This window comes from Streptomyces lasalocidi (genome assembly GCF_005280215.1).
GTDB lineage: Bacteria > Actinomycetota > Actinomycetes > Streptomycetales > Streptomycetaceae > Streptomyces > Streptomyces longwoodensis.
Genome location: NZ_SZNQ01000001.1, coordinates 4,765,600 through 4,792,111 on the forward strand (window position 1 = coordinate 4,765,600; position 26,512 = coordinate 4,792,111).

Here is a 26,512-nt window from a genome sequence, read left to right on the forward strand (position 1 = left end):
TACCGCGCGCCGCGTGCGCCGGCTCAGCCCGTCGCGCAGGCCGTGCCGTTCACCGTGAACGCGGTCGGTGCCGTGTTGGTGGCGCCCTTCGACGCGAGGAAGCCGACCGTCACCGAACCGCCGGCCGGCACCGTGGCGGTGTAGGCGGCGGGCTTCACGGTCACCGCACCGCCGCTCTGGGCGTACGTGCCGCCCCACATGCTGCTCAGGGCCTGGCCGTCGGCGTAGGTGAAGGCCAGCGTCCAGCCGGTCAGGGCGGCGGTGCCGGTGTTGCGCAGGACGAGCTCGCCCTGGAAGCCGCCGGGCCACTGGCCGACGACCCGGTAGCCGACCGAGCAGGTCCCGGTGGGCGTCCCGGCTCCGGTGGTGACGGTCACCGTCGCCGAGCGGGCCGAGCGGTGGCCGGCGGCGTCCCGGGCGTACACCGCGAACGTGTACGCGGTGCTCGCGCCCAGCCCCGTCACCGTCGCCGTGGGCGCGGTGGAGGCGGCGACCGCGGTCTCGGTGGTGCCGCTGACGCGGACCACGTCGTACCCGCTGACGCCGACGTCGTCCGTGGACGCCGGCCAGGTCAGGGTGACGGAGCTCGCGGTGACCGCCGAGGCGACCGGAGTGCCCGGGGCGGTCGGCGCCCGGGTGTCCCCGGAGCCGCCGCCGTAGACGCCGGCCTCCTTCGCGGTCTGCGCGATGCCGTCGACCCCGTGGAAGATGCGTTCGCCCCAGGCGCTGAGCCGCGTCGGGTCGAAGTCGGTCGCCAGGTCGAGGACCGGATCGGTGTTGCCGCTCCAGGACCAGGCCAGCCAGCCGAGCCGGAGCTGCTGGGCGGCGGCCATCATGGTGTCCTCGTCCGGGTCGCCCCACTGGTCGGCGGGACCGCCGAACTCGCCGATCACGAGGGGGAGCCGGGCGCCGACGAAGGCGTTCAGGTAGTCGGTGACCTCCTGCGCGGTGTCGAACACGCTGTACATGTGGATGGAGAACAGGAGGTTGCCGGTGGGGTCGGCGGCGTAGACCGCCTGCGCGTTGGCGCGCATGACGCCCTGCCAGTCCTGGCCCCAGTTGGGCGCGTCCACCATGATCGTGTGCTGGAGCCCGGCGGCGCGCAGCTTCTTGACCGCCGCGATGGTGGGGTCGGTCCAGCCGGCCGGTTCGGTGTTGCCCCAGGGCTCGTTGCCGATGTTGATGACGACGTAGTCCTCCTGCCCGGCCAGCACGTCCTTCAGGCCGATCCAGTAGTCGGCGGCCTGGTCGAGGGTGCCGGCCGCCGCGTCCTCGCCGTAGCCGGTGGTGTCGTGCACCTCCAGGACGCAGATGAGCCGGTTCGCCTTGCACTGGGCGACGACGTTCGCGACGTCGGAGGCGCTGTTCGCGGCCCAGCGATGGCCGTCGGCGAGGACCACGCGGACGGTGTTGGCGCCGAGCGCCTTGATGTCGGCGAGCGACTGGAGTTCGCCGGGGTACCAGGTGTGGGCGTGGTTGACGCCCCGCATCACGAAGTCGTCGCCGTCGCGCTCCACCAGCCGGCCGTCGCTGATGTGCAGGCCGGTCGCGGCGAGCGGCTGGGGCGGCTGGGCGGCGTGGGCGGCGGGGGCGGTCAGGGCGAGGCCGAACAGGGCGAGTAATCCGACGAGGGCGGTCAGGACGCTTCTCGGGGGTCTCACGGCGGCTCCTGGGAGAGGGGGGACAGGGGTGGGAGCGCTCCCATGGAACTAAGGTCGCCAAGTACACGTCAAGGCTCGCGCGCGGGCGGGCCGCCGAGATCGGGGTGGGTGATCGAAGGGCGCGTTCGACAAGAGCGGGGCCGGCGCCCGTGGGCGCCGGCCCCTCCGCCGCACGACGCGCCCGTCAGCCGAACATGCCCGGCTGGTAGTCGCCGGCCGGCTGCTGGTTGATCACGTTGACCCGGTTGTAGGCGTTGATGATGGCGATCAGCGAGACCAGCGCGGCGAGTTGCTCCTCGTCGTAGTGCTTGGCCGCGTTCTGCCACACCTCGTCCGACACGCCGCCGGCCGCGTCGGCGATCCGGGTGCCCTGCTCGGTCAGCTCCAGGGCGGCCCGTTCGGCCTCCGTGAACACCGTGGCCTCACGCCAGACGGCGACCAGGTGCAGGCGCTGCGCACTCTCCCCGGCGTGCGCGGCGTCCTTGGTGTGCATGTCGGTGCAGAAGCCGCAGCCGTTGATCTGGCTCGCGCGGATCTTCACCAGTTCCTGGGTCGCGGCGGGCAGGGACGAGTCCGAGACGGCCTTGCCCGCGGAGTTGATGTGCTTGAGGACCTTGCCGAAGAAAGGGTTGGCGAAGAGGTTCAGCCGGGCTTCCATGAGAACTCCTCTGTCGTGGTAGCGGGTTGTACTTCTCTGACGGAACGGCCCGGACGGATGTGACAGCCCTGGATGTGACCTGCGTCTCAGCACGCACGAGGAGGATGGCGCCGCCTGGTACGCCCCGTTTCGCCCCGTCCTGACACCCGGCCGTAACCGCCGGGACCCGCCCGCGACCCGGGGGCGGCACGAATCGATAACGGCCGCGAGGAACCCCGTTCCGCTCCCCTTCTACGCGCGTTACTGTGCGCCGGAATCGCCACCGCAGGTGGCCGATCGGGGATGCGGGCCGGCGCAGTCGGCGGTGCCGCGGGGACGAAGGGTGCTTGTCATGCGTCTGATCTCTCGGGGGAGCAGGGTCTCCCAGGCAGCGGTGGCCGTCGCGGTCCTCGCGCTCGCGGCCGCCGGGTGCGGTGAGTCCAGCACCAGCTCCAAGGGCGGTGACAAGGAGTCCGCCGGCGGCTACAAGGGCAAGGGCATCGGCCTCGCGTACGACATCGGCGGCAAGGGCGACCAGTCCTTCAACGACGCGGCCTACGCCGGGTTCCAGAAGGCCGAGAAGGAGTTCGGCCTCGGCGGCCGGGACGTCGAGCCGCAGGACGGCGAGTCCGACGCGGACAAGGTGCAGCGCCTGACCCAGCTGGCCCAGGCCGGCTACAACCCGGTCATCGGCGTCGGCTACATCTACGCGCCGGCCGTGAAGGCGGTGGCCGCGAAGTTCCCGAAGACCACCTTCGGGATCATCGACGACGAGACCGTCCAGGCGAAGAATGTCGCCGACCTGGTCTTCCACGAGGAGCAGGCGTCCTACCTGGCCGGCGTGGCCGCCGCGAAGGCGTCGAAGAAGGCGCACATCGGCTTCATCGGCGGTGTCGACATCCCGCTGATCCACAAGTTCGAGGCCGGGTACGTCCAGGGCGCCAAGTCGGTCAACCCGAACATCAAGATCGAGTCGCAGTACCTCACCGAGACCCCGGCCGAGGGCGGCTTCTCCAGCCCCGACAAGGGCAAGGAGGGTGCCAGCGGCCAGATCGAGAAGGGCGTCGACGTGATCTACCACGCGGCCGGCCTGTCCGGTCAGGGTGTGATCTCCGAGGGCGCGTCCAAGGGGATCTGGGTCATCGGCGTCGACTCCGACCAGTACAGCCAGAGCTCGCTGGCCGCGTACAAGGACCACATCCTCGGCTCGGCCCTGAAGAACGTCGGCGGCGCGGTCTACGACCTGGTCAAGTCGGTCCACGACGGCAAGCCGCTGAGCGGCGTGGTCCGCGGCAGCCTCTCCAACGACGGCGTCGGCTTCGCCGACTCCAACCCGAAGTACAAGGCGATGACCGACGTGGTCGGCGCGGTGGACAAGGCCAAGCAGGACATCACCTCCGGCAAGGTCACCGTCAAGACCCAGTGACCGCTGTCGCAGCCGGGCCCCGGCGGAATCCAAAGGTCTGACTTTTGCCGGGGTCACTGGGCCCTCCGGGCCCTTTGCGATCCGTGCGCCCCTTGCCTCCCGCAAGGGGCGCATTGCTGTCCGTAGTCTGGCGGCAAAATGCGGCCACAGCTCGATAACGGACCGGACAGAAGGGTTTTTCCGTCTGGTCTACGCGCGTTACGCTGCGGCGGAACCAGCGCCTGGTATGGGCGCTTGCACAAAGGAGTCTCGTTCCATGCGCCGGGTGTCCCGTATCGCGGTTGCGGGTGTTGCTACCGCAGCCCTCGCCGTGACGGTTTCCGCTTGCGGAAGCTCGTCCACGTCGTCCTCCTCCAGCAGCAGTGACAAGAACCTGGGCCTCGCGCTGGCGTACGACGTCGGCGGCAAGGGCGACCAGTCCTTCAACGACGCGGCCACCGCCGGCCTGGACAAGGCCGACAAGGAGTTCGGCTACAAGTCCGCCGCGGTCGAGCCGCAGGACGGCGAGTCCGACGCGGACAAGACGCAGCGCCTGGAGACCCTCGCCAAGCAGGGGTACAACCCGGTGATCGGCGTCGGCTTCGCGTACGCGCCGGCCGTGAAGGCGGTGGCCGCGAAGTTCCCGAAGACCACCTTCGGCATCGTCGACGACAACTCCTTCCAGGCGAAGAACGTCGCCAACCTCGTCTTCCACGAGGAGCAGGCGTCCTACCTGGCGGGCGTGGCCGCCGCCAAGGCCACCAAGACCAACGTCGTCGGCTTCATCGGCGGCGTGGACGTGCCCCTGATCCACAAGTTCGAGGCCGGCTTCAAGCAGGGCGTCGCGGACACCAAGAAGGGCGTCACGGTCAAGTCGCAGTACCTGACCGAGACCGCCGCCGAGGGTGGCTTCTCCAGCCCCGACAAGGGCGAGAGCGCGGCCGACGGCCAGATCGACGCCCACGCGGACGTCCTCTACGCCGCCGCCGGCCTGTCCGGCCAGGGCGTGATCAAGGCCGCCGCGGCGCACAACGTCTGGGCGATCGGCGTCGACTCCGACCAGTACAAGCAGGACGCGCTGGCCAAGTACAAGGCCTCGATCCTCACCTCGGCCATGAAGAACGTCGAGGGCGCGGTCTACGGCCTGGCCAAGTCCGTCCACGACGGCAAGCCGGAGACCGGTGAGATCCGCGGCAGCCTGGCCAACGGCGGCGTGAGCCTGTCGTCCTCGAACCCGAAGTTCTCGGGCGACCAGGCGATCCAGGACGCCGTGAAGAAGGCCGAGGAAGGCATCAAGAACGGCACCATCACCGTCAAGACCTCCTGACCCGGCGCGGCCGCCGAGGCCGTACGGACCATGGCCAAGAGGACGCTGTCATGACAGCGTTACGGCCACGGAACGGGGCGCGGGGAGGATGGCCTCCCCGCGCCCCGTTCGCGCGGCACAATGCTCGGAACGGATCAGACTGGAAGCAGTGCGATCAGGTCCGGGCACTATTTAAAGCAGGGGCGCTACGCGCGTAGAGCGGCCCCTTTCCCGAGGAGAGTGCGCCATCGACGCGTCCAGCAGCCCTCCGCTCACCGCTCCGTCGACAGTGGCGGTGGAGCTCACGGGCATCACCAAGCGGTTCCCCGGTGTCGTCGCCAACCACGACATCCACCTGACCGTCCGCAAGGGCACCGTGCACGCCCTCGTCGGCGAGAACGGCGCCGGCAAGTCGACCCTGATGAAGATCCTCTACGGCATGCAGAAGCCGGACGAGGGGACCATCGCGGTCGGCGGCGAGCAGGTGAGCTTCTCCAGCCCCGCCGACGCCATCGCGCGCGGCATCGGCATGGTCCACCAGCACTTCATGCTGGCCGACAACCTCACCGTGCTCGAGAACGTCGTCCTCGGCAGCGAGAAGCTGCACGGCATCGGCGGCGGCGCCCGCCGCAAGATCCAGGAGATCTCCGACCGCTACGGCCTCGGGGTGCGCCCCGACGCCCTGGTCGAGGACCTCGGCGTGGCCGACCGCCAGCGCGTCGAGATCCTCAAGGTCCTCTTCCGCGGCGCGAGCACCCTCATCCTCGACGAGCCGACCGCCGTGCTCGTGCCGCAGGAGGTCGACGCGCTCTTCGCCAACCTGCGCGGGCTGAAGTCCGAGGGCCTGTCCGTCATCTTCATCTCCCACAAGCTGGGCGAGGTGCTCTCCGTCGCCGACGAGATCACCGTCATCCGGCGCGGCACGACCGTCGGGACGGCCGTCCCCGCGCAGACCACCCCGCGCCAGCTGGCCGAGATGATGGTCGGCAGCGAGCTGCCCACCCCGGAGACCGCCGAGTCCACGGTCACCGACCGCGCGGTGCTGGAGGTCAGGAACCTCACCGTGCACGCCCGCGGCGCCGTGTCCCTGGGCACGGAGGAGGAGCCCGCCGCCGGGGGCCTCACCGAGTTCGCGCCCGCCGGCCAGGTCAAGAAGATCCTCGACGACGTCACCTTCACCATCCACGCCGGTGAGGTCATGGGCATCGCCGGTGTCGAGGGCAACGGCCAGACCGAGCTGATCGACGCGCTGATCGGCACCAAGGCCGCCGACTCCGGGCAGATCGTCTTCCTCGGCGAGGACATCACCCCCTGGGCCACCCGCAAGCGGCGCGAGTCCGGCATCGGCTACATCCCCGAGGACCGCCACCGCCAGGGCCTGCTCCTGGAGGCCCCGCTCTGGGAGAACCGCATCCTCGGCCACGTCACCGAGGCCCCGAACGCCAAGGGCTTCTGGCTCAACCCCAAGGGCGCCCAGGCCGACACCCGCCGGATCGTCGAGCAGTACGACGTCCGCACCCCCGGCATCGACGTCACCGCGGCCTCCCTGTCCGGCGGCAACCAGCAGAAGCTGATCGTCGGCCGCGAGATGAGCCACGACCCCAAGTTCCTGATCGCCGCCCACCCCACCCGCGGTGTGGACGTCGGCGCGCAGGCCCAGATCTGGGACCGCATCCGCGAGGCCCGCCGCGAGGGCCTGGCGGTGCTGCTGATCTCCGCCGACCTCGACGAGCTGATCGGACTGTCGGACACCCTGCGGGTGATCTTCGACGGCAGGCTGGTCGCCGACGCCGACCCCGCCACCATCACCCCGGAGGAGCTCGGTTCCGCGATGACCGGCGCCGCGACCGGGCACCTGCACCATTCCGAAGACAGCGCGGCGGACACCGCCCCGGAGGACGAGGCCCGATGAAGAAGTTCGACAAGGAGCGCGTGCTCGTCGCGGTGGCGGGCCCCGTCATCGCGCTCGTCGCGGCGATCCTGCTGACCTCGGTCGTGCTGATCGCCTCCGGCAAGAACCCGTTCGAGCCGTACCGGCTGATGCTGGAGCAGGCCGGGTACTCCGACGTCCAGGTGCTGATCGTCAACCAGGCGTCGCTGTACTACATCGCCGCCATCGCGGTCGCCCTCGGCTTCCGCATGAACCTGTTCAACATCGGCGTCGACGGCCAGTACCGCCTCGGCGCGATGATGACGGCCGTGGTCGGCGCCCACGTCGCCCTGCCGTCCTTCCTGCAGGTCCCGATGCTGCTGCTGGTGGGCGCGCTGACCGGCGCCATGTGGGCCGGCATCGCCGGCGTGCTGAAGGTGACCCGGGGCGTCAGCGAGGTCGTCGCGACGATCATGCTGAACTCGATCGCCACCAGCGTCATCGGCTACCTCACCCTGACCGACAACCTCGGCGTGCTGGTCGGCGACAACGTCACCACCGGCATCATGAAGGACTCCGGCTGGGTGCCCGGGATCGACCTGGGCCAGGACGTCGGCGAGATCTACGGCCTGGTCTTCCTCGCGATCGCCCTGGGCATCGCCTACTGGCTGGTCCTCAACCGCACCCGCTTCGGCTTCGACCTGCGCGCCACCGGCGAGTCCGAGACCGCCGCCGCGGCCTCCGGCGTCGACGCCAAGCGCATGGTGCTCACCGCGATGCTGATCTCCGGCGCGGTGGCCGGCATCTCCGGCCTGCCGCTGCTCCTCGGCGACGTGCACACCTACTCGCTGAGCTTCCCGGCGGGCCTCGGCTTCACCGCCATCGGCATCGCCCTGCTCGGCCGCAACAACCCGGGCGGCATCGCCCTGGCCGCCCTGCTCTGGGCCTTCCTCGACAAGGCGTCCCCCGCCCTCGACTACGCCGTCCCGGTGGCGTACGAGAAGGAGATCGCCACCATCATGCAGGGCCTGATCGTCTTCGCGGTCGTCATCTCGTACGAGGCCGTACGGCAGTGGGGCCTGCGCCGCCAGCAGAAGCAGGTCGGCGCCCAGCTCGCGGCCGAGGCCGCCAACCCGAACGCCCAGAAGGAGGTGGCTGCCTGATGAGCACCGCGACCGTCGCCAAGCCCACGGCGCAGCAGCCCGGCAAGGGCAGCCGCCGTCTCTCCCTGCCGGTACTCCTGCTGATCATCGCGGGCGTGCTGGTCCTCACCTCCGTCGTCCGGCTGATCTCCGGCGCGGACGGCATCACCTCCACCGGCCAGATGTCCACGGCCCTGCGGCTCGCCGTGCCGATCGGCCTCGCCGGTCTCGGCGGCCTGTGGGCCGAGCGCGCGGGCGTGGTCAACATCGGCCTCGAGGGCATGATGATCCTCGGCACCTGGTTCGGCGCCTGGGCCGGCTACCAGTGGGGCCCGTGGACCGGTGTCGCGTTCGGCATCATCGGCGGCGCGCTCGGCGCCGTCCTGCACGCCATCGCCACCGTCACGTTCAACGTCAACCACATCGTCTCCGGTGTGGCGCTGAACATCCTGGCCCTCGGCACCACCCGCTACCTGTCGAAGTTCACCTTCGAGGACGCCCCGCAGGGCTCCTCCAAGCAGTCCCCGCCGATCGACTCGCTGGGCACCTTCGACATCCCCGGCCTGTCGAGCTGGCTCCAGACGCTCAACGAGAAGCACTGGTTCCTGGTCTCCGACATCGCCGGCCTGGTCGGCGGCCTGGTCACCAACCTCTCGCCGCTGACCGTCGTCGCGGTCGCCCTGGTCCCCGCCACCTGGTGGGTGCTGTGGCGTACGGCGTTCGGGCTGCGCCTGCGCTCCTGCGGCGAGAACCCGGTCGCCGCCGAGTCCCTCGGCGTGAACGTCTACAAGTACAAGTACATCGCCGTGATCATCTCCGGTGGCTTCGCCGGCCTCGGCGGCGCCTTCCTGTCGATCGTCGCGTCCAACGTGTACCTCGACGGCCAGACCGCCGGCCGCGGCTACATCGGCCTCGCCGCGATGATCTTCGGCAACTGGATGCCGGGCGGCCTCGCCCTGGGCGCCGGCCTGTTCGGCTACACCGACAGCCTCAACCTGCGCGGCGGCACCACCAACGTGCACGCGCTGATCCTGCTGCTCGCCATGCTGCTGGTGGTCGGCGGTGTCTACCTGCTGTGGCGCCGCAAGCTGATCAGCGGGGTCATCACGCTGGTGATCTCCGCGGTGATGTTCCTCTGGTACGCCGGCACCGACGAGGTCCCGCGCCAGGTCGTCACCGCCGCGCCGTACGTCGTCACGCTGCTGGTGCTGTCGCTGTCCGCGCAGCGCCTGCGGATGCCGAAGGCGGACGGTCTGCCGTACCGGAAGGGGCAGGGCAAGTGACCCGGCCCCAGGAGACCTGCGACTGGGAGGCGCTGCGCGCACTGGCCCACGAGGCCATGCGCCACGCGTACGCCCCCTACTCGGGCTACCCGGTCGGGGTCGCCGCCCTCGTCGACGACGGCCGCACGGTCTCCGGCTGCAACGTGGAGAACGCCTCCTACGGGCTCGGCCTGTGCGCCGAGTGCGGGCTGGTCTCCGAGCTGCAGCGCACCGGCGGCGGCCGGCTGACGCACTTCACGTGCGTGGACGGCAACGGCGACGTGCTGGTGCCGTGCGGCCGCTGCCGGCAGCTGCTGTACGAGTTCGGCGGGCCGGACCTGCTGCTGGAGACCCCCGAGGGCGTCCTCCCGCTGGCCCGGATGCTCCCGCAGGCCTTCGGGCCGGACCACCTCACCAAGTGACATCGCGCGGCCCCTCCGAGTCCGTCAGGCCGGAGGGGCCGCGCACGTTTTGAACCACCCGGAAGGAACGCCATGGCCATGGACGCCGTCTCCGTCATCCGCACCAAGCGGGACCGCGGAGAGCTCAGCGACGAGCAGATCGACTGGGTCATCGACGCGTACACGCGCGGCGAGGTCGCCGACGAGCAGATGTCCTCCCTCGCGATGGCGATCCTGCTCAACGGCATGAACCGGCGCGAGATCGCCCGCTGGACCGCCGCGATGATCGCCTCCGGCGAGCGCATGGACTTCTCGTCGCTGTCCCGGCCGACCGCCGACAAGCACTCCACGGGCGGCGTCGGCGACAAAATCACGCTGCCGCTCGCCCCGCTGGTGGCCGCCTGCGGCGCGGCGGTCCCGCAGCTGTCCGGCCGCGGCCTCGGCCACACCGGCGGCACGCTGGACAAGCTGGAGTCGATCCCCGGCTGGCGCGCGCTGCTGTCCAACGAGGAGATGCTGCACGTCCTCGACACCACCGGCGCGGTGATCTGCGCGGCCGGCGACGGACTGGCCCCCGCCGACAAGAAGCTGTACGCGCTGCGGGACGTGACCGGCACGGTGGAGGCGATCCCGCTGATCGCCTCGTCCATCATGTCCAAGAAGATCGCCGAGGGCACCGGCTCGCTGGTGCTGGACGTCAAGGTCGGCAGCGGCGCCTTCATGAAGACGGTGGAGGACGCCCGCGAGCTGGCCTCGACCATGGTCGGCCTCGGCACCGACCACGGTGTGCGCACCGTCGCGCTGCTCACGGACATGTCCACCCCGCTCGGCCTGACCGCGGGCAACGCGCTGGAGGTCCGCGAGTCGCTGGAGGTGCTGGCGGGCGGCGGCCCCGCGGACGTGGTCGAGCTGACCCTCGCCCTGGCGCGGGAGATGCTCGACGCGGCCGGGGTGCGCGACGCCGACCCGGCGAAGGCGCTGGCCGACGGCTCGGCGATGGACGTCTGGCGCCGGATGATCGCGGCCCAGGGCGGCGACCCGGACGCCGCGCTGCCCACCTCCAAGGAACAGCACGTGGTCAAGGCGCCCGCGAGCGGGGTGCTGACCCGGCTGGACGCCTACGACATCGGCATCGCCGCCTGGCGCCTCGGCGCGGGCCGCGCCCGCAAGGAGGACCCGGTGCAGGCCGCCGCGGGCGTCGAGCTGCACGCCAGGCCCGGCGACACGGTGACCGAGGGGCAGCCGCTGCTGACCCTGCACACCGACACCCCCGAGCGGTTCGACTACGCGCTCCAGGCCGTCGAGGGCTCCTGGGACATCGCGGCGCCGGGCACGTCCTTCACCCCGTCGCCGGTGGTGCTGGAGCGCATCGCCTGACACCGACGGAGACCGGGCCGGGCGGGGCGGTTCCCGCTCGGCCGCCGGGCACCGATGAGTCGGGGGGTCCGCCGCGGTCATACCGTACGTGGACCCGACGACACCGCCCGTGCTCACGCTGACCGGTCCCGCCACCCGCTCCGAGGTGGCGGGGCTCTGCGACGCCGTGCGGGCGCTGCTGGAGGTCACCGCCGGCCGGGTGGTCGTCTGCGACGTCACCGGGGCCGGACCGCCGGGCCTGCCCGTCGTGGACACCTTGGCCCGGTTGGAGCTGGCCGCCCGGCGGGCCGGGGGACACCTCCGGCTGCGCGGCGCCGATCCCGCGCTACGCGCCCTGCTCGGCCTGGTCGGCATCCCCTTCGAGATGGAGGGGGACCCCGAACAGCGGGAACCACCGCTGGGTGTCGAGGAAGAAGTGGAACCCGGTGAGGCGGCCGTCTGAGATCTCCAGCACCTGGATCGCCCAGGGGGCGTAGCCGCCCTTCTCCGGGTCGGGCTTGTACTGCGCGAACCCCGGCAGGCCGTTGACCTCCACCGGCAGCAGCCGTGAGCCCGCGCACGCGGAGCCGAACGTGGTCATGAAGCCGGCGATGTCGTCGTGGCCGGTCAGCCACAGGTCGAACGGCGGCATCGTCATGACGGCGTCCTCGTGCAGCAGTGCCGTCAGCGCCGTCATGTCGTACCCCTCGAAGGCCGCCACGTAGCGGTCCAGCAGCTTGCGCTGCTCGTCGTCCAGCGGGTCGGACACGGCCGCCGAGGCCGCCTTGTCGTCCCGCTCGGCGAGGGTCGCCCTGGCCCGCTGGAGCGCGCTGTTGACCGACGCGACCGACGTGCCGAGCAGCTCGGCGACCTCACTGGCCCGCCAGGCCAGCACCTCGCGCAGGATCAGCACCGCCCGCTGCTTGGGCGGCAGCTGCTGCAGTGCCGCCATGAACGCCAGCCGCACCGACTCCTTGGCCACGGCTGCCTCGGCCGGGTCCTCCACCGTGGGCAGCACGCGCGCGTCGGGCATGGGTTCCAGCCAGGTGTGGTCGGGGCGGGGGGAGAGGGCGGCCCGCGCCAGCGGCGTGGCCTCCTGGAGGTCCATCGGACGGGCCCGCTTGTTGCCCGCGGTCAGCATGTCCAGGCAGACGTTGGTCGCGATGCGGTAGAGCCAGGAGCGCAGACTGGACCGGCCCTCGAACGTGGCGTAGCTCCGCCAGGCCCGCACCAGCGTGTCCTGCACCGCGTCCTCGGCCTCGAAGGAGGAGCCGAGCATCCGGTAGCAGTACCCGGTCAGCTCGGTCCGGTGCCTCTCCAGCCTGACGTCGAGGTCCTCGACCGTCGCCGTGCCGTCCGTCATCGTCGTCCACCCGCCCCTGTGGCCGTCCTGTGCCGCGCCTTCGCGCCACTACTCCGGAAGCTACCGCAGCCCACTGACAACGGCCCGTCGAGTGCACGAAAGCCCAGGTCGGAAGGGGTGTTCCGACCTGGGCTTCCGCCCTGGGCTCCCGTCCTGGGCTCCCGTGCACCCGACGGGCGCGCGGGGCCCGGCGCGGGGCGCCGGGCGGGGTCCTCAGTGCGCCGGCACCGGCTCCCGGCGGGCCGCCACCCGCGCCGCGCGCGTGCCGCACAGGGTGATGCCCACTACGCCGAGCACCGCGAGCAGGCCCACGCCGACCGTCCCGGCCCAGCCGCCGGAGTGGAAGGCCAGGGCGCCCACCGTGCTGCCGGCGCTGGAGCCGACGTAGTAGGCGGACTGGTAGAGCGCGGAGGCCTGGGCGCGGCCCGTGGTGGCCGTCCGGCTGACCGCCGAGGACGCCACCGCGTGGCCCGCGAAGAAGCCCGCGGTGATGAGCACCAGGCCCAGCAGGACGAGCGCCAGGCGGTCGCCCAGGGACAGCAGCAGGCCCGCCGCCGTGGTGCCGCCCGCCAGGTACAGGGCGCCCCGGCGGCCGAGGCGGCCCACCAGGCGGCCGGCCGTCGAGGCCGACACGGTGCCGACCAGGTAGACCAGGAAGATCGAGCCGACGACGCCCTGCGGCAGTCCGAACGGCTGCTCGGTGAGGCGGTAGCCGATCACCGTGTAGACCCCGCCGAACACCGTCATGAACAGCGCGCCGATCGCGTACAGCCGGCGCAGCAGCGGGTTCGCCAGGTGGTCGCGGACCGTGCCGAGCAGCACCCGGGGGCGCAGCGAGCCGGGGGTGAAGTGCCGGGGCGCGGGCAGCAGCAGCCGGAACGCCACCGCGCAGGCCACGGCGAGCGCGCCGATCACGCCGACGGCGACCCGCCAGCCCCACTCCTGCGCGACCCAGCCGGTGATGACCCGGCCGCTCATCCCGCCGACGCTGTTGCCCGCGACGAACAGGCCGATCGCCGTCACCAGCGCCTTGGGCCGCACCTCCTCCGCGAGGTACGCCGTCGCCGACGCCGGGAGCCCGGCCAGCGCGGCGCCCTGCACCGCCCGCAGCACCACCAGCGCGCCGATCGACGGCGCGAAGGGCACCAGGACGCCGACGGCCACCGCGACCGCCAGCGAGGCCGTCATCACCGTACGGCGGCCGTAGCGCTCGGACAGGGCGCTCATCGGCAGGACGAACAGCGCGAGGCCGCCGGTCGCCGCCGCGACCGTCCAGCTCGCCTCGCCCGCCGCGACCCCGAACTCCCCGGAGATGAGCGGCAGCAGCGCCTGGGTGGAGTACAGCAGGGCGAAGGTGGCGACGCCCGCGAGGAACAGGGCGAGGCTCATCCGGCGGTAGCCGGGGCCGCCCGGGGTCATGCGGGTGTCCGTCGGGGTGTCCGTCGGGGAATCGGGGCAGGCTGGCAGGCGGGCGCCCACGGTCGTGGACGCCCCGGTATCGGCGGGAGACATGCCGACGACGCTACGGACGCCCCACTCATCCGTCCAATGCACGGACTGTCCATAATCGTTCCCATGGTGCATCAGCAGAGGTCCGGGGCCCGCCTGTCACCGTCCGGTGACACGGAAGACACGACCGACATGGGGATGCTGCTCGCGCCGCGGCTCGCCCACTTCGCCGGTGTGGCCCGCACCGAGCACGTCACCCGGGCCGCGCAGGAGATGAACGTCCCGCAGTCCACCCTCTCGCGCGCGATGGCCCGCCTGGAGCAGGACCTGGGCGTCGACCTGTTCGCCCGGCACGGCCGGACGGTGTCGCTGACGCCCGCCGGCCGGACCTTCCTCACCTCCGTCGAGCGGGCCCTCGCCGAGGTGCGGCGCGCCGCCGACGAGGTCCGCGCCGACGCCGACGCGGCCACCGGCAAGGTCGCGTTCGGCTTCCTGCACACCATGGGCGCCGAGACCGTACCCGCCCTGCTGCACGCCTTCCGCGCCGATCACCCGCGCGTGCGCTTCGGCCTGGTCCAGAACCACGGCGAGGCGATGCTGGAGGGGCTGCGGGCGGGGCAGCTGGACCTGTGCCTGACCTCGCCGGTGCCGGACGCGCCGGACCTGGTCGCGCGCCGCCTGGACGAGCAGAAGCTGCGCCTGGTGGTCCCCGCCGAGCACCGGCTCGCCGGCCGCAGGCGGGTCCGCCTCGCCGAGGCCGCCGAGGAGACCTTCGTGACCCTGGAACCGGGCTACGGGCTGCGCCGCATCACCGACGCGCTGTGCCGCGAGGCCGGGTTCCGGCCCAGGGTCGCCTTCGAGGGCGAGGAGGCGGAGACCCTGCGGGGCCTGGTCGCGGCCGGTCTCGGCGTGGCCCTGCTGCCCCCGCCGACGGTGCCCCGGCCGGGTGTGGTGGAGCTGGCGGTCACCGCCCCGCGGGCGGTCCGCGAGATCGGGGTGGCCTGGCTGGCCGACCGCCCGGACACCCCGCCGGTGGCGGCCTTCAAGAAGTTCCTGCTCTCGCGCCGGGGCGCCCTGCTCCCCGACTGAGGCGCCGCCCGGCCGCCGGCGCGCGGCGCCGTCCGGGCGTCACCGCCGCAGCGAGCGCCCGAACCCCGCCGCCAGGGGCATCCGCAGGCCCAGCGGCGGCGGCGCGGCGAGGGCGTCCGTCACCGGGCGGGAGAACGACCGCCCGAACAGGGTGCCGATCACGAAGTCCTCGGCCAGCGAGTGCACTTCGTCCCGGTACTGGTGCAACCCGTGCCCGTCGGCGTGCACTTCGAAGCGGCACACCTCCCGGTTGGCCTTCTTCGCCCGCTCCGCCAGCCGGAACGACAGCTCCGGATCGGTCCGCCGGTCGTTCGTGCCGTGCACGATCAGCACCCGCCGTCCCGCCAACTGCCGTACCGGCTCCGGCGTCCCGGCCACGTCCTCCTCCGGCAGCCAGGGCGCGAGGGCCAGCACGGAGGTGACGGCCTCGTGCCCGCCCGCGCGCAGCGCCGCCCGCCCGCCCATGCCCGGACCGGCCAGGCACACGGGGACGTCGCCGTAGCGCCGTACCGCCTCGTCCGCGGCCCAGGCCGCGTCCGCCGCCGGGTGGGCGTCACTGCCGTTCCAGCCGCGGTAGCGGTAGTGCACGACGTGGGTGGCCAGTCCCTCGTCCCGGCCGGCGCGGGCCAGCCGCCGGCCGAGGCCACGCACGGAGGCCGCCGCGCGCAGCGGCGAGGGTCTGCGGTCGGAGACCTCCTCGCCGCCGGGCAGCAGCAGGACGACCCCGCTCACCGACGTCGGTTCCGGTCCGATCGCCCTGCCCAGCCGGGCCGTTCGGGCCGGCGTCGCTTGTTGTGCCATGGCAGAACAGTGTCAGAAGCGCTGGTGTACGCCACCCTGCCGGGGGGTCACCGTTGCGTATCGACGGCCGTGCGCGACGGGTGATCTACGCGCGTAGGAGTTAGAGTGCCGCAATGACGAGCCAGACCACCGCGACGGGCGTCACGCCCAGCCCGGAGCAGATCCGCCGGGCGCCCAAGGTCCTGCTGCACGACCACCTCGACGGCGGGCTGCGTCCCGGCACGATCGTGGACCTCGCCCGCGCGACGGGCTACGCGCACCTCCCCGAGACCGACCCCGGCAAGCTCGGTGTCTGGTTCCGCGAGGCCGCCGACTCCGGTTCCCTGGAACGGTACTTGGAGACCTTCTCGCACACCGTCGGCGTCATGCAGACCCGCGACGCGCTGGTGCGGGTCGCCCGCGAGTGCGCCGAGGACCTCGCCGAGGACGGCGTGGTCTACGCCGAGGTGCGCTACGCCCCCGAGCAGCACCTCGAGGGCGGACTGACCCTCGAGGAGGTCGTCGAGGCCGTCAACGAGGGCTTCCGGGAGGGCGAGCGCACCGCCCGCGCCCACGGCCACCGCATCCGCGTCGGGGCGTTGCTGACCGCCATGCGGCACGCGGCCCGCTCCCTGGAGATCGCCGAACTCGCCAACCGCTACCGGGACGCGGGCGTCGTCGGCTTCGACATCGCGGGCGCCGAGGCCGGCCACCCGCCGACCCGGCACCTGGACGCCTTCGAGTTCCTGAAGCGGGAGAACAACCACTTCACCATCCACGCCGGCGAGGCGTTCGGGCTGCCGTCCATCTGGCAGGCGCTCCAGTGGTGCGGCGCCGACCGGCTCGGGCACGGGGTGCGCATCATCGACGACATCGAGGTCGCCGGGGACGGCACCGTGAAGCTCGGGCGGCTCGCGTCGTACGTGCGCGACAAGCGGGTCCCGCTGGAGCTGTGCCCCAGTTCCAACCTCCAGACCGGGGCGGCGTCCTCGTGCGAGGAGCACCCGATCGGGCTGCTGCGGCGGCTGCACTTCCGGGCCACCGTGAACACCGACAACCGGCTGATGTCCGGCACCAGCATGAGCCGGGAATTCGAGCACCTGGTCGACGCATTCGGTTACACGCTCGACGACCTGCAATGGTTCTCCGTCAATGCGATGAAATCAGCGTTCATTCCTTTCGATGAACGACTGGCCATGATCAATGACGTGATCAAGCCCGGTTATGCCGAGCTGAAATCCGAATGGCTGTTCCAGCAGACCGCTTCGACCAGGGATTCTTCGGCCCAGGAGGGCTGACCGGGGCGGTAGTGCGGTGCGGAGTGCGGACAGGATTTCACCATCCGTCCGCATTTCGATGTTTGCGGTGGGCACCCATGCATGTTTACGGTCGTGGACCGCTCGGTTCCCCGTATCCCATTCGAGGACGCATTCATGAAGCAGTCTGCTGCCAAGACCCTCGGCGTCGCCACCCTCGGTGCCGCCTTCGCCGCCGCCGGCGCGGGTGCGGCGAACGCCGCCCCCGCCGCCCTGCCGGACGCCGCCCAGACCCTGGACGGCGTCACCCGGACGCTGCCGGCGGAGACCGTCGCCCAGGCGCTGCCGGGGGCCGGCCAGGCGCTGAAGCAGGCCCAGCCGGCGGTCGGCCGCGGCCTGACCGCGGTCCAGCCGATCGCGGAGCGCCTCGTCGCCGAGGGCCCGACCAAGCCGGTCGCCGGCCTCCTCGGCGGCCTGCCGGTGCAGGGCCTGCCGACGCACGGCCTGCCCGTGAACGGGGTCCCGCTGGGCTGAGCCCGCCCGCACGCCGTCGGGGCGCACCGGTCGACTCCGGTGCGCCCCGACGGCGTTCGGGTGCGCGCCGGACGCGGCGCGCCGGCCGGTCACCAGGCGGTGCGGGCCTTGTCCTCCGAGGGCAGCAGCACCCACAGTGCCAGGTAGAGCAGGAACTGGGGTCCCGGCAGCAGGCAGGAGACCAGGAAGATCACGCGCATCGTCGTGGCGGACGTGCCGAACCGCCGGGCCAGCGCGGCGCACACGCCGCCGATCACGCGTCCGTGGGTGGGTCGGGCGAGGCTGGACATGGAAGCGGCTCCTTCGCGGACGTCCGTCGGAGGTGACCCCGGTGGCCCCTCGACTGTGCCTTCCACGGTAGGGGGACGAATCCGCCCGAGCGTCGCTCTACGGGGCGATCCCGACCCTGGGAATCGTCGGGGTGCGACCCTGAACCGGTTCCTCCTGGCGGGGGGCCCGCAGGAGCCGGCGGTCCGCCCTGCGGCGGAGCCGGGTGCGGACCGCGGGGACGACGAGGGCGTGGGCGAGACCCACCCCGGCCGTGTTGAGCAGCAGCGAGTCCACGTCGACCACCTGGCCCGGCACGCCCGTCTGGAGCAGCTCGATGACCAGCGACAGCAGGGCGCCCGCCAGGACCGTGCGGATCAGCGAGGCGAGCGGGGAGACGGCCGGCCGGCCGTGCACCAGCGGCAGCAGGACGCCCAGCGGGGCGAGCAGCCCGAGACCGGTGCCGATGCGGCGGGCCGCCTGCGGCCAGCCGAGCGCCACGTCGGCGCGGATGCCGGCGAACGGGTGCAGGTTCGTGGGCACGACCCACGGGACGTCCAGCGGGCGCAGCGCGTACCAGGCGACGAACGCGAGGTGTGCGGCCAGGAGAACACCCCCGGCCACACGGATGCGGTACGCGGCGCTGCCGCCGACGGAGCCTTGACGCTGCACGACCCACTAGACGCCCGCCGCTGGACGATCGGTTCCGGACCACCACCGAACCGGCGGACGAGGCGTGCGCCACATCCTTCGCCCCGCGACCGTTCAGCCGTCGGTGACCTCGGAGGACGGCGGTTCGTTGCTGCCGGGGCGGGAGCGCACCCCGGAGGTGCAGGCGTAGCGGCGCGGCGGCTGCGTCCCCGGGCCGCCGAGGACCACCGAGCCGTCGCCCTCGGTGGCCGCCGAGTCGGACAGCGTGCACACCACCTGGGCGAGGGCGTACGACGTGAGCGAGCCGGGGGCCGCGGACAGCCGCAGTGCGTCATCCGGGTCGTCCGCGCCCGGGCCGCTCACCGTCACGCCGCCGCGCACGTCGGTGGTGTACCCGGCCTCCTTCTCGGCCGCCGACGGCGACTGCGCCAGCTGGTCGAGCAGGCCCTGCGCCACCAGCACCCGCCGCTCGGCGCCGGCCGCGCCGTCCGGCACCGGCACCGCCCGGTCGACCGCCACCAGCGACGACCCGCACAGCAGGAACACCTGCACGGGCACGCCCGCGCCGCCCTGCGTGGCCCGGCCGGGGTCGGCGAGCGAGCACCGCACCCGGGAGGGCGCGGGCCCGAAGTCGGTCGGCACCTCGGTGGACCGGATCCCGCACCCGGCGAGCAGCACGGCGAGCACGGGCAGCGCGAGCAGGCCCGGCAGTCGGCGTATGTTCATCGGGCGTCCTCCTGGCCCTGCCCCGCGCCCCGGCCCGTGACCTGGACCGCGCCCGCGCGCTCGCCCGGCTGCTCGGCCAGGTCCGAGGCGTCCCGGGGCAGCCGCAGCGTGAACACGGCGCCGCCTTCCGGGCAGTTGGCGGCGGTGATGGCACCGCCGTGGATGTGCGCGTTCTCCTGGGCGATGGACAGGCCGAGGCCGCTGCCCTCGGACCGCGGCCGGGAGGCGCTGGCCTTGTAGAACCGGTCGAAGACGTGCGGCAGGACGTCCTCGGGGATGCCGGGCCCGTGGTCGCGCACGGCGATCACCACGGACTCCTCACCGCCGTCGCCGCCGTCACCGGTCTCCTTGCCCGGCGCGTCCGCCCGCTCCGCGCGCACCGACACCCGCACCGGCGAGCCGCCGTGCTTGAGGGCGTTGCCGACGAGGTTGGCGAGGATGACGTCGAGGCGGCGCGGGTCGAGGCGGGCGTGGATGCCGCGCTCGGCGTCCAGGTCCACCGCGTCGAGCCAGGCGCGGGCGTCGATGCAGGCGGTGATCTGGTCGGCCACGTCCACGTCGTCGAGCACCAGCCGGGCGGTGCCCGCGTCGAAGCGGGTGACCTCCATCAGGTTCTCCACCAGGTCGTTCAGCCGCCGGGTCTCGCTGACCACCAGCCGTACGGCCGGTTCGATCATCGGGTCCATGCTGCCGGTCTCGGCCTCCAGCTCCTCCTCCAGCACCTCGGTGACGGCGGTGATGGCGGTGAGCGGGGTGCGCAGCTCGTGGCTCATGTCGGCGACGAAGCGCCGGGACGCCTCGTCGCGGGCGGCCATGTCGGCGACCCGTTTCTCCAGTGCCTCGGCGGCGTTGTTGAACGTCCGCGAGAGATCGGCGAGTTCGTCGGTGCCGGACACCCGCAGCCGGGTGTCGAGCCGGCCCTCGCCGAGCCGCCGGGCGGCGACGCCCAGCCGGTGCACCGGCTTCAGCACGGTCGTGGCGGCGGCCTGCGCGAGCAGCGCGGCGCCGATCAGCGCGAGCCCGGTGGCGATCCCCAGCGACCAGGCCAGCGAGTTGAGGTCCTTCGCCTCGGGCTCCAGCGACTTGCGCAGGTAGCCGGTCGGCCCGCCGCCGATCACCCGCGTGCCCGCGACGAGGTACGGCGTGCCGTGGTCGACGACCCGCTGCCAGTACAGGTGGTACGGCGACTTGTTGCCGCCGGTGAGCGGCTGCTGCTTGTTCACCGCCGTGCGCAGCGACGCCGGCACGTCGTCCAGCGAGAACCCGCTCAGCCCGCCGGAGTTGCCGTAGACCGTCCGGCCGTCGGTGCCGGTGGCGACGAGGAGCACGCTGAAACGCTGGCTGCTGTTGGCCATCTGCCCGGCGGTGTGCTGGAGTTCGTCCTGCTCGGGGTGGGCGGGCAGGGCCCCGGCGCGGTTCTGCATCTCCTGCTGGAAGTCGCGCAGCACCGCGCCCTGGGTGCGGGTGAGCACCGCCTCGCGGTTGAGCCAGTAGGCGATGCCGGACGCCGAGACGGCGGCGGTGAGGGCGACCAGCCCGAACACCACCACGAGCCGCAGGCGCAGGCTGGTGAAGCGCAGTCGGGTCAGATGTCCCGTACGATCCGCGGCCCAGCCGCGGAACCCCCCGTGCGTGCGTGTCACTGAGGCGCGTCCAGGCGGTAGCCGACACCCCGGACCGTGCGGATCAGCGTCGGTGACGAGGGCACGTCCTCGACCTTGGCGCGCAGCCGCTGGACGCAGGCGTCCACCAGGCGCGAGTCACCGAGGTAGTCGTGCTCCCACACCAGCCGCAGCAACTGCTGCCGGGACAGCGCCTGTCCGGGACGGCGGCTCAGCTCCAGCAGCAGCCGCAGCTCGGTCGGCGTCAGCTGGAGGTCCTCGCCGTTCTTGGTGACGGTCATGGCGGCCCGGTCGATGACCAGGCTGCCGAAGGCCGCCGCGTCGTTCGACTCGCGCTCCCCGCGCCGCAGCACCGCCCGGATCCGGGCGTCGAGCACCCGGCCCTGCACGGGCTTGACGACGTAGTCGTCCGCCCCGGACTCCAGGCCGACGACGACGTCGATGTCGTCGCTGCGCGCGGTCAGCAGGATGATCGGCAGCTGGTCGGTGCGCCGGATGCGCCGGCACACCTCGAAGCCGTCGATGCCGGGCAGCATGACGTCCAGCACGATGAGATCCGGCCGCTGCTCGCGCAGCAGCTTCAGACCGTCCTCACCGCTGGCAGCGGTGGCCACCCGGTGTCCCTGGCGCGTCAGGGAGAGCTCCAGGGCCGTACGGATGGCGTCGTCGTCCTCGATCAGCAACAGGGAAGGCACGGGCTCATTCTGGCCCATGCGGGGGGTTCTGTTCGACCTGTGGGGCCGCCGGACTCGCAACCGCCCCGCCGCACCGCGCGTCCGTCCCTCCGTGAGGCCGTCGCCGCGACACGCGGTACGACGGCCGGGACCGGCCCCTGTGACAGGTCTGTGACAGTCGGCGGACACGGCGATGAAGTCCCCTCGGCAAGCTTTTCGGCACGGGCAAGGACGTACGCCCGAGCAGACGGACACCACGGAAGTCCACGACGGGGGGCGCGAGATGAACACGCTGCACGGCATGAGCACCAGCGCAGTGGTCACGCGCCTGCACGACGTGAACCGGGGTGCGGAGAAGTCCGGTGTTGCGATCGGGCGGGGGTGCGCTCGCGGCGCCGGACGTCAGCACACGGCCCTGGTGGCCGTGGCCGACGCGGGGGAGCAGGCGGCTGACGGGGGAGCCGCGTACGGGGAGGGGACGGGGGAGCGCCGCTCCCTGACGGAGGCGGAGTTCACCGCCTACGTCCAGGAGCGCCGCGCCTCCCTGTACGCCACCGCCTACCACCTCACCGGCGACCGGTTCGAGGCCGAGGACCTGCTGCAGAGCGCGCTGTTCTCGACCTACCGGGCCTGGGAGCGGATCAGCGACAAGGCCGCGGTCGGGGGCTACCTGCGCCGCACCATGACGAACCTGCACATCAGCGCGTGGCGCCGCCGCAAGCTGAACGAGTACCCGACCGAGGAGCTGCCGGAGACGCCCGGCGACACGGACGCGATGCGCGGCACCGAGCTGCGCGCCGTCCTGTGGCAGGCGCTGGCCCGGCTGCCCGAGACCCAGCGGACGATGCTGGTCCTGCGCTACTACGAGGGCCGCACCGACCCGGAGATCGCCGACATCCTCGGCATCAGTGTCGGCACGGTGAAGTCGAGCATCTGGCGGTCGCTCCGCCGGCTGCGCGAGGACGAGGTCCTCAGCTTCGGCCGTGACGAGGAGGACGCCTTCGGGGAGCTCGTCGCCTGAGGGTCACGGGGGAACACCGGGCCCCGGCCCGGCAACGGGGGAACGCACGGGGGAACGCACGGGGGAACACGGGAGCGGTACCGGGGGGACCCGACGGGGGACGTACGGGGAGCGGTACCGCGACCGGGGGGAACACGGGGGAACAGCAAGGGGGAAGCACGGGGGAGCACCGAAAGGGAGCGGGACCGGAGGGCCGGGGGGTCCGTCCGGTCCCGCTTCCGTGTGTTCCGTGGGGAGGGCCGTGGGCGCTCCCGTCACGCCGGGGTCGGCTCCTGGGCGTCCCGCACGTCCGGCACGGCCCGTACGGCCGGCACGTCCCGCACCTCGTGCGCGGCCCGCGCGCCCGGCACGCCGACCCCGCCCGTCCCCGCGGCCGCCAGCCGGTCCAGGGCCTCGTCGCGGTCGCAGGCGTGGGCGCCCAGCGCGGTCTGGCGGGCCACGATCGAGCGTTCCTGGCGCATCAGGCGCCAGCCCCTGCGCAGCAGGAACGGCACCGACTTGCGGCCCTCGCGCAGGTCCCGCAGGAAACGGCGGCGGAACGTCTTCACCGGGCCGCGGCTCAGGCACAGCGCGTCCGCCAGCAGGCCCAGCTCCCGGCAGCGCCGCACGATCTCGGCCGCGAAGATGCCCTCCGCGATGAACAGCGGGGTCGGCCCGATGTCGAGCGCGTCCGCGCCGGTGCGGGCGCTCAGGGAGATGTCGTAGACCGGGACGCGGGTACGGCGCGTGCGGCACAGCTCGGCGATCGCCGCGACGGCCGCGTCCGCGTCCCAGGAGTCGGGGTGGTCCCAGTCGATGTCGGAGCTCCCCGCCACCAGCGGCAGCGTCGGGTCGCCGGCCTCCTTGTAGAAGTCGTCGAGCCTGAGGACCGGCAGGCCCGAGCGGGCGGCGAGGAGGGACTTGCCGGAGCCGGAAGGGCCGCAGAGCAGCACGACTCGCGTGGGCGGGAGGGGATGGGAACTCACGGGACACCAGTGTGCGGCATCCCCCGGCCCGCCCACGACCCCGCGGGTCGGCTTTGAAGCGCGCGTCACATCTCAACTACCCTCTGCGCTGAACCGCTTACTTTCCGCACACAAAGGTGGCAGCAGTGATGGCCCGACACCTCTCCTCCCCGACCACCGCCGGCCGGCGTGCCCTGGCCGTCCTCGCCACCGCGGGAGTCGCCCTCGGTGCGGGCGCGGGTGCCGCGGCCGCGGCGGACACCGCGCCGCTGCTGGGCGGGGTGCACACCCGTCCCACCTCCCTCGGCCACATCGACCCCCAGTCGGGCCTGCGGGCACTGACGGAAGCGCTGCCGTACGCGACCGGCGCCCTGACGAACCTCAAGCCCAACCCGCTCGCGGGCACCGGCGTCGACCCGCTCGACAACGGCGTCGGCACCCAGCTCGCCGACTTCCGGCCCCTCGACTCCCAGATGCTGACCCGGCCGGTCGCCCAGGCGGCGTCGATCGGCTCGATGCCGCTGGTGGGACAGGTGACGGGGCTGCTCGGCGCCTGACGGCACGCATGCGCAGGGCCGCGGTCCCTCCGGACGGGGAGGAGCCGCGGCCCTGGTCAGGGGGTGGGTGTCGCCCCGGGGTGGCCGGCCGTCAGTACGACGAGCCCGACGCGCCCAGGGAACCCGTGGGGTGCCAGACCGTCTTGGTCTCCAGGAACGCCGTCATGCGGTCGGTGCCGGGGGTCGCGAAGTAATCCACAGGCTGTGGACGGAGTACCCGCTTCAGATTGTCCGCCGCCGCGACCTCCAGCTCCTTCGCCAGTTGCTCGCCGGCGCCCGCGAGGTCGATCGCGTTGACGTCCTGGTGCGCGGCCAGGGGCGCCGCGAGCTCCGCCGTACCGCCGGACAGGACGTTGACGACCCCGCCCGGCACGTCGGAGGTGGCCAGGACCTCGGCCAGGGACAGCGCGGGCAGCGGGGCGCGCTCGCTGGCCACCACCACCGCGGTGTTGCCCGTGGCGATCACCGGGGCGAGCACCGAGACCAGGCCCAGGAACGACGACTCCTGCGGGGCCAGCACCGCGACCACGCCCGTCGGTTCGGGCGAGGAGAGATTGAAGTACGGGCCGGCCACCGGGTTGGCGCCGCCGGTCACCTGGGCGATCTTGTCGGTCCAGCCCGCGTACCAGACCCACCGGTCGATCGTGGCGTCCACGACCCCGGCGGCCCGCGCCTCGGACAGGCCCTCGGCGTCGGCCACCTCGCGCACGAACTGGTGCCGGCGGCCCTCCAGCATCTCCGCGACCCGGTACAGCACCTGGCCGCGGTTGTAGGCGGTCGCGCCGGACCAGCCGCCGAACGCCTTGCGCGCGGCCACCACCGCGTCCCGGGCGTCCTTGCGGCTCGCCCGCGGCGCGTTCGCCAGCCAGTTGCCCTCGGAGTCAGTCACCTCGTACACCCGACCGCTCTCGGAACGCGGGAACTTCCCCCCCACGTACAGCTTGTAGGTCTTGAGGACCGTCACCCGCGGCCCGGCCCCGGCGGCCGGGCCCGCCCCGTCACCCGGGACGGCCGGGACGGCCTCGACGTCCGCGGCGGCCTGGTGGGACGTGCCCGCCTTGTGGGCCTTCTGGGCCTTGTGGCCCTTGTGCGTCTTGTCAGACATCGAGGTACCCCTCCAGGCCGTGGCGGCCGCCCTCGCGGCCGAACCCCGACTCCTTGTAACCGCCGAACGGCGAGGTCGGGTCGAACTTGTTGAACGTGTTGGACCAGATCACGCCCGCGCGCAGCTTGCCCGCCACCGCCAGGATCCGCGAGCCCTTCTCCGTCCAGACGCCCGCCGACAGGCCGTACGGCGTGTTGTTCGCCTTGGCGACCGCCTCGTCCGGGGTGCGGAAGGTCAGGACCGACAGCACCGGGCCGAAGATCTCGTCGCGGGCGACCGTGTGCGCCTGGGTGACCTTCGTGAACAGCGTCGGCGCGAACCAGTAGCCCGCCGAGGGGATCTCGCAGCTCGGGGACCAGCGCTCGGCGCCCTCCGCCTCGCCCTGCTCGACGAGCCGGGTGATCCGGGTGAGCTGCTCCTCGGAGTTGATCGCGCCGATGTCGGTGTTCTTGTCCAGCGGGTCGCCGAGGCGCAGCGTGGACAGCCTGCGCTTGAGGGCGTCCAGCAGCTCCTCCTCGACGGACTCCTGCACCAGCAGGCGGCTGCCCGCGCAGCACACCTGGCCCTGGTTGAAGAAGATGCCGTTGACGATCCCCTCCACCGCCTGGTCGATCGGGGCGTCGTCGAAGACGATGTTGGCGCCCTTGCCGCCCAGTTCCAGCGTCAGCTTCTTGCGGGTGCCGGCGACGGTGCGCGCGATCTCCTTGCCGACGGCCGTGGAGCCGGTGAAGGCCACCTTGTTCACGTCCGGGTGCGCGACCAGCGCGGCGCCCGCGTCGCCATAGCCGGGGAGGATGTTCACGACACCCCGGGGCAGGCCCGCCTGGCGGCAGACGTCCGCGAAGAACAGCGCCGACAGGGGCGTCGTCTCGGCGGGCTTGAGGACGACCGTGTTGCCGGTCGCCAGCGCCGGGGCGATCTTCCACGCCAGCATCAGCAGTGGGAAGTTCCAGGGGATGACCTGGCCCGCGACGCCGAGGGGCCGCGGGTGCGCGCCGAAGCCGGCGTGCTCCAGCTTGTCGGCCCAGCCCGCGTAGTAGAAGAAGTGCGCGGCGACCAGCGGGAGGTCCGCGTCGCGGGTCTCCCGGATCGGCTTGCCGTTGTCCAGCGTCTCCAGGACGGCCAGCTCGCGGCTGCGCTCCTGGATGATCCGGGCGATGCGGAACAGGTACTTGGCGCGCTCGGCGCCCGGCAGCGCCGACCACGTCCCGAACGCCTTGCGGGCGGCCCGGACGGCGCGGTCGACGTCCTCGGCCCCGGCGCGGGCGACCTCGGAGAGGACCTCCTCCGTGCTGGGGCTGATCGTCTTGAAGACCTTGCCGTCGGCGGCCTCGGTGAACTCACCGTCGACGAACAGGCCGTAGGACGGGGCGATGTCGACGACCGAGCGGGACTCGGGCGCCGGTGCGTACTCGAATGCGGAAGCCATGGGGA

26 protein-coding genes are annotated in these 26,512 nt (G+C 72.6%); 13 read left to right on the forward strand and 13 right to left on the reverse strand.

What is annotated here, in order from left to right:
• Positions 1 to 23: 23 nt before the first annotated feature.
• Entirely contained in the window at positions 24 to 1,661 is a 1,638-nt protein-coding gene (locus E4U91_RS21610) for a cellulase family glycosylhydrolase (protein ID WP_137308359.1), read from the reverse strand.
• 184 nt (positions 1,662 to 1,845) lie between these two features.
• Positions 1,846 to 2,319, reverse strand: a complete 474-nt coding sequence (locus E4U91_RS21615) for a carboxymuconolactone decarboxylase family protein (RefSeq protein WP_137308360.1) — start codon at positions 2,317 to 2,319, stop codon at positions 1,846 to 1,848.
• A 331-nt stretch (positions 2,320 to 2,650) separates the two neighbouring features.
• On the opposite strand from E4U91_RS21615, the gene E4U91_RS21620 reads away from it, so the two are divergent.
• The 8 genes from E4U91_RS21620 (at position 2,651) to E4U91_RS21655 (ending at position 11,503) form a co-directional block, all read left to right on the forward strand.
• A complete protein-coding gene (locus E4U91_RS21620) occupies positions 2,651 to 3,724 on the forward strand; it encodes a BMP family lipoprotein (RefSeq protein WP_174867839.1) in 1,074 nt (357 codons plus the stop codon).
• Between the two features lie 256 nt (positions 3,725 to 3,980).
• A complete protein-coding gene (locus E4U91_RS21625; RefSeq protein WP_137308361.1) occupies positions 3,981 to 5,030 on the forward strand; it encodes a BMP family lipoprotein in 1,050 nt (349 codons plus the stop codon).
• 268 nt (positions 5,031 to 5,298) lie between these two features.
• A complete protein-coding gene (locus E4U91_RS21630) occupies positions 5,299 to 6,921 on the forward strand; it encodes an ABC transporter ATP-binding protein (RefSeq protein ID WP_241678652.1) in 1,623 nt (540 codons plus the stop codon).
• Complete coding sequence (locus E4U91_RS21635; protein WP_067239995.1) at positions 6,918 to 8,042, forward strand: ABC transporter permease; 1,125 nt, start codon at positions 6,918 to 6,920, stop codon at positions 8,040 to 8,042. The genes E4U91_RS21630 and E4U91_RS21635 overlap by 4 nt, the downstream gene beginning before the upstream one ends.
• Positions 8,042 to 9,304 (forward strand): ABC transporter permease, encoded by a 1,263-nt coding sequence (locus tag E4U91_RS21640; protein ID WP_137308363.1) that lies wholly within the window; start codon positions 8,042 to 8,044, stop codon positions 9,302 to 9,304. Before E4U91_RS21635 ends, E4U91_RS21640 begins: the two co-directional genes overlap by 1 nt.
• Entirely contained in the window at positions 9,301 to 9,705 is a 405-nt protein-coding gene (locus tag E4U91_RS21645) for a cytidine deaminase (protein ID WP_137308364.1), read from the forward strand. The genes E4U91_RS21640 and E4U91_RS21645 overlap by 4 nt, the downstream gene beginning before the upstream one ends.
• Before the next feature lie 72 nt (positions 9,706 to 9,777).
• Positions 9,778 to 11,061, forward strand: coding sequence for a thymidine phosphorylase (locus E4U91_RS21650; protein WP_137308365.1), 1,284 nt, complete (start codon positions 9,778 to 9,780; stop codon positions 11,059 to 11,061).
• An 88-nt stretch (positions 11,062 to 11,149) separates the two neighbouring features.
• Positions 11,150 to 11,503, forward strand: coding sequence for an STAS domain-containing protein (locus E4U91_RS21655; RefSeq protein WP_137308366.1), 354 nt, complete (start codon positions 11,150 to 11,152; stop codon positions 11,501 to 11,503).
• On the opposite strand, the gene E4U91_RS21660 is transcribed toward E4U91_RS21655, so the two are convergent.
• Positions 11,387 to 12,403, reverse strand: coding sequence for a sigma-70 family RNA polymerase sigma factor (locus E4U91_RS21660; protein ID WP_137308367.1), 1,017 nt, complete (start codon positions 12,401 to 12,403; stop codon positions 11,387 to 11,389). The two genes, E4U91_RS21655 and E4U91_RS21660, sit on opposite strands and share 117 nt — an antisense overlap.
• Positions 12,404 to 12,616: 213 nt before the next feature.
• Positions 12,617 to 13,915, reverse strand: a complete 1,299-nt coding sequence (locus tag E4U91_RS21665; RefSeq protein ID WP_137308368.1) for an MFS transporter — start codon at positions 13,913 to 13,915, stop codon at positions 12,617 to 12,619.
• A gap of 63 nt (positions 13,916 to 13,978) precedes the next feature.
• Between E4U91_RS21665 and E4U91_RS21670 the strand changes: the two genes are divergently transcribed.
• Positions 13,979 to 14,941, forward strand: coding sequence for a LysR family transcriptional regulator (locus E4U91_RS21670; RefSeq protein ID WP_137308369.1), 963 nt, complete (start codon positions 13,979 to 13,981; stop codon positions 14,939 to 14,941).
• Between the two features lie 39 nt (positions 14,942 to 14,980).
• On the opposite strand, the gene E4U91_RS21675 is transcribed toward E4U91_RS21670, so the two are convergent.
• A complete protein-coding gene (locus E4U91_RS21675; protein ID WP_137308370.1) occupies positions 14,981 to 15,742 on the reverse strand; it encodes an alpha/beta hydrolase in 762 nt (253 codons plus the stop codon).
• Positions 15,743 to 15,855: 113 nt separating this feature from the next.
• On the opposite strand from E4U91_RS21675, the gene E4U91_RS21680 reads away from it, so the two are divergent.
• Together E4U91_RS21680 and E4U91_RS21685 are read left to right on the forward strand one after the other, a co-directional pair.
• Entirely contained in the window at positions 15,856 to 17,019 is a 1,164-nt protein-coding gene (locus E4U91_RS21680; protein WP_137308371.1) for an adenosine deaminase, read from the forward strand.
• Positions 17,020 to 17,154: 135 nt separating this feature from the next.
• A complete protein-coding gene (locus E4U91_RS21685; protein WP_137308372.1) occupies positions 17,155 to 17,511 on the forward strand; it encodes an ATP-binding protein in 357 nt (118 codons plus the stop codon).
• Between the two features lie 89 nt (positions 17,512 to 17,600).
• On the opposite strand, the gene E4U91_RS21690 is transcribed toward E4U91_RS21685, so the two are convergent.
• From E4U91_RS21690 to afsQ1, 5 genes are all read right to left on the reverse strand, one after another.
• Positions 17,601 to 17,801, reverse strand: coding sequence for a PspC domain-containing protein (locus tag E4U91_RS21690; RefSeq protein ID WP_137308373.1), 201 nt, complete (start codon positions 17,799 to 17,801; stop codon positions 17,601 to 17,603).
• Positions 17,802 to 17,898: 97 nt separating this feature from the next.
• Positions 17,899 to 18,450, reverse strand: a complete 552-nt coding sequence (locus E4U91_RS21695; RefSeq protein WP_137308374.1) for a VanZ family protein — start codon at positions 18,448 to 18,450, stop codon at positions 17,899 to 17,901.
• Between the two features lie 93 nt (positions 18,451 to 18,543).
• Positions 18,544 to 19,155 (reverse strand): hypothetical protein, encoded by a 612-nt coding sequence (locus tag E4U91_RS21700; protein ID WP_137308375.1) that lies wholly within the window; start codon positions 19,153 to 19,155, stop codon positions 18,544 to 18,546.
• Positions 19,152 to 20,798, reverse strand: a complete 1,647-nt coding sequence (locus E4U91_RS21705; protein WP_137308376.1) for a sensor histidine kinase — start codon at positions 20,796 to 20,798, stop codon at positions 19,152 to 19,154. The genes E4U91_RS21700 and E4U91_RS21705 overlap by 4 nt, the downstream gene beginning before the upstream one ends.
• Positions 20,795 to 21,472 (reverse strand): two-component system response regulator AfsQ1, encoded by a 678-nt coding sequence (afsQ1, locus tag E4U91_RS21710; protein ID WP_174867840.1) that lies wholly within the window; start codon positions 21,470 to 21,472, stop codon positions 20,795 to 20,797. Before afsQ1 ends, E4U91_RS21705 begins: the two co-directional genes overlap by 4 nt.
• Before the next feature lie 262 nt (positions 21,473 to 21,734).
• Here afsQ1 and E4U91_RS21715 point away from each other — a divergent pair, with 262 nt between their 5' ends.
• Complete coding sequence (locus E4U91_RS21715; protein WP_137308378.1) at positions 21,735 to 22,472, forward strand: SigE family RNA polymerase sigma factor; 738 nt, start codon at positions 21,735 to 21,737, stop codon at positions 22,470 to 22,472.
• 254 nt (positions 22,473 to 22,726) lie between these two features.
• Here the strand turns inward: E4U91_RS21715 and E4U91_RS21720 are convergent, their stop codons facing one another.
• Complete coding sequence (locus E4U91_RS21720; protein ID WP_241678653.1) at positions 22,727 to 23,506, reverse strand: uridine kinase; 780 nt, start codon at positions 23,504 to 23,506, stop codon at positions 22,727 to 22,729.
• 59 nt (positions 23,507 to 23,565) lie between these two features.
• Here E4U91_RS21720 and E4U91_RS21725 point away from each other — a divergent pair, with 59 nt between their 5' ends.
• Positions 23,566 to 23,973, forward strand: a complete 408-nt coding sequence (locus E4U91_RS21725) for a hypothetical protein (protein ID WP_137308379.1) — start codon at positions 23,566 to 23,568, stop codon at positions 23,971 to 23,973.
• 91 nt (positions 23,974 to 24,064) lie between these two features.
• Here the strand turns inward: E4U91_RS21725 and E4U91_RS21730 are convergent, their stop codons facing one another.
• Both E4U91_RS21730 and E4U91_RS21735 read right to left on the reverse strand, forming a co-directional pair.
• Complete coding sequence (locus E4U91_RS21730; protein ID WP_241678654.1) at positions 24,065 to 25,078, reverse strand: aldehyde dehydrogenase family protein; 1,014 nt, start codon at positions 25,076 to 25,078, stop codon at positions 24,065 to 24,067.
• The gene (locus E4U91_RS21735) at positions 25,071 to 26,507 is read right to left on the reverse strand and encodes an aldehyde dehydrogenase family protein (protein ID WP_137308380.1); all 1,437 of its coding nucleotides are present in this window, start codon (positions 26,505 to 26,507) and stop codon (positions 25,071 to 25,073) included. Before E4U91_RS21735 ends, E4U91_RS21730 begins: the two co-directional genes overlap by 8 nt.
• Between the last annotated feature and the right edge of the window lie 5 nt (positions 26,508 to 26,512).

What these genes read in the sequence shown, in the direction of transcription:
- E4U91_RS21635 (WP_067239995.1), top strand. Translation starts at nt 6,918, where the DNA reads ATGAAGAAGTTCGACAAGGAGCGCGTGCTCGTCGCGGTGGCGGGCCCC.
- E4U91_RS21670 (WP_137308369.1), top strand. Translation starts at nt 13,979, where the DNA reads ATGGTGCATCAGCAGAGGTCCGGGGCCCGCCTGTCACCGTCCGGTGAC.
- E4U91_RS21715 (WP_137308378.1), top strand. Translation starts at nt 21,735, where the DNA reads ATGAACACGCTGCACGGCATGAGCACCAGCGCAGTGGTCACGCGCCTG.
- E4U91_RS21620 (WP_174867839.1), top strand. Translation starts at nt 2,651, where the DNA reads ATGCGTCTGATCTCTCGGGGGAGCAGGGTCTCCCAGGCAGCGGTGGCC.
- E4U91_RS21685 (WP_137308372.1), top strand. Translation starts at nt 17,155, where the DNA reads ATGAAGCAGTCTGCTGCCAAGACCCTCGGCGTCGCCACCCTCGGTGCC.
- E4U91_RS21700 (WP_137308375.1), bottom strand. Translation starts at nt 19,155, where the DNA reads ATGAACATACGCCGACTGCCGGGCCTGCTCGCGCTGCCCGTGCTCGCC.
- E4U91_RS21640 (WP_137308363.1), top strand. Translation starts at nt 8,042, where the DNA reads ATGAGCACCGCGACCGTCGCCAAGCCCACGGCGCAGCAGCCCGGCAAG.
- E4U91_RS21660 (WP_137308367.1), bottom strand. Translation starts at nt 12,403, where the DNA reads ATGACGGACGGCACGGCGACGGTCGAGGACCTCGACGTCAGGCTGGAG.
- E4U91_RS21680 (WP_137308371.1), top strand. Translation starts at nt 15,856, where the DNA reads ATGACGAGCCAGACCACCGCGACGGGCGTCACGCCCAGCCCGGAGCAG.
- E4U91_RS21650 (WP_137308365.1), top strand. Translation starts at nt 9,778, where the DNA reads ATGGCCATGGACGCCGTCTCCGTCATCCGCACCAAGCGGGACCGCGGA.
- E4U91_RS21735 (WP_137308380.1), bottom strand. Translation starts at nt 26,507, where the DNA reads ATGGCTTCCGCATTCGAGTACGCACCGGCGCCCGAGTCCCGCTCGGTC.
- E4U91_RS21665 (WP_137308368.1), bottom strand. Translation starts at nt 13,915, where the DNA reads ATGTCTCCCGCCGATACCGGGGCGTCCACGACCGTGGGCGCCCGCCTG.
- E4U91_RS21625 (WP_137308361.1), top strand. Translation starts at nt 3,981, where the DNA reads ATGCGCCGGGTGTCCCGTATCGCGGTTGCGGGTGTTGCTACCGCAGCC.
- E4U91_RS21725 (WP_137308379.1), top strand. Translation starts at nt 23,566, where the DNA reads ATGGCCCGACACCTCTCCTCCCCGACCACCGCCGGCCGGCGTGCCCTG.
- E4U91_RS21675 (WP_137308370.1), bottom strand. Translation starts at nt 15,742, where the DNA reads ATGGCACAACAAGCGACGCCGGCCCGAACGGCCCGGCTGGGCAGGGCG.
- E4U91_RS21730 (WP_241678654.1), bottom strand. Translation starts at nt 25,078, where the DNA reads ATGTCTGACAAGACGCACAAGGGCCACAAGGCCCAGAAGGCCCACAAG.
- E4U91_RS21690 (WP_137308373.1), bottom strand. Translation starts at nt 17,801, where the DNA reads ATGTCCAGCCTCGCCCGACCCACCCACGGACGCGTGATCGGCGGCGTG.
- E4U91_RS21615 (WP_137308360.1), bottom strand. Translation starts at nt 2,319, where the DNA reads ATGGAAGCCCGGCTGAACCTCTTCGCCAACCCTTTCTTCGGCAAGGTC.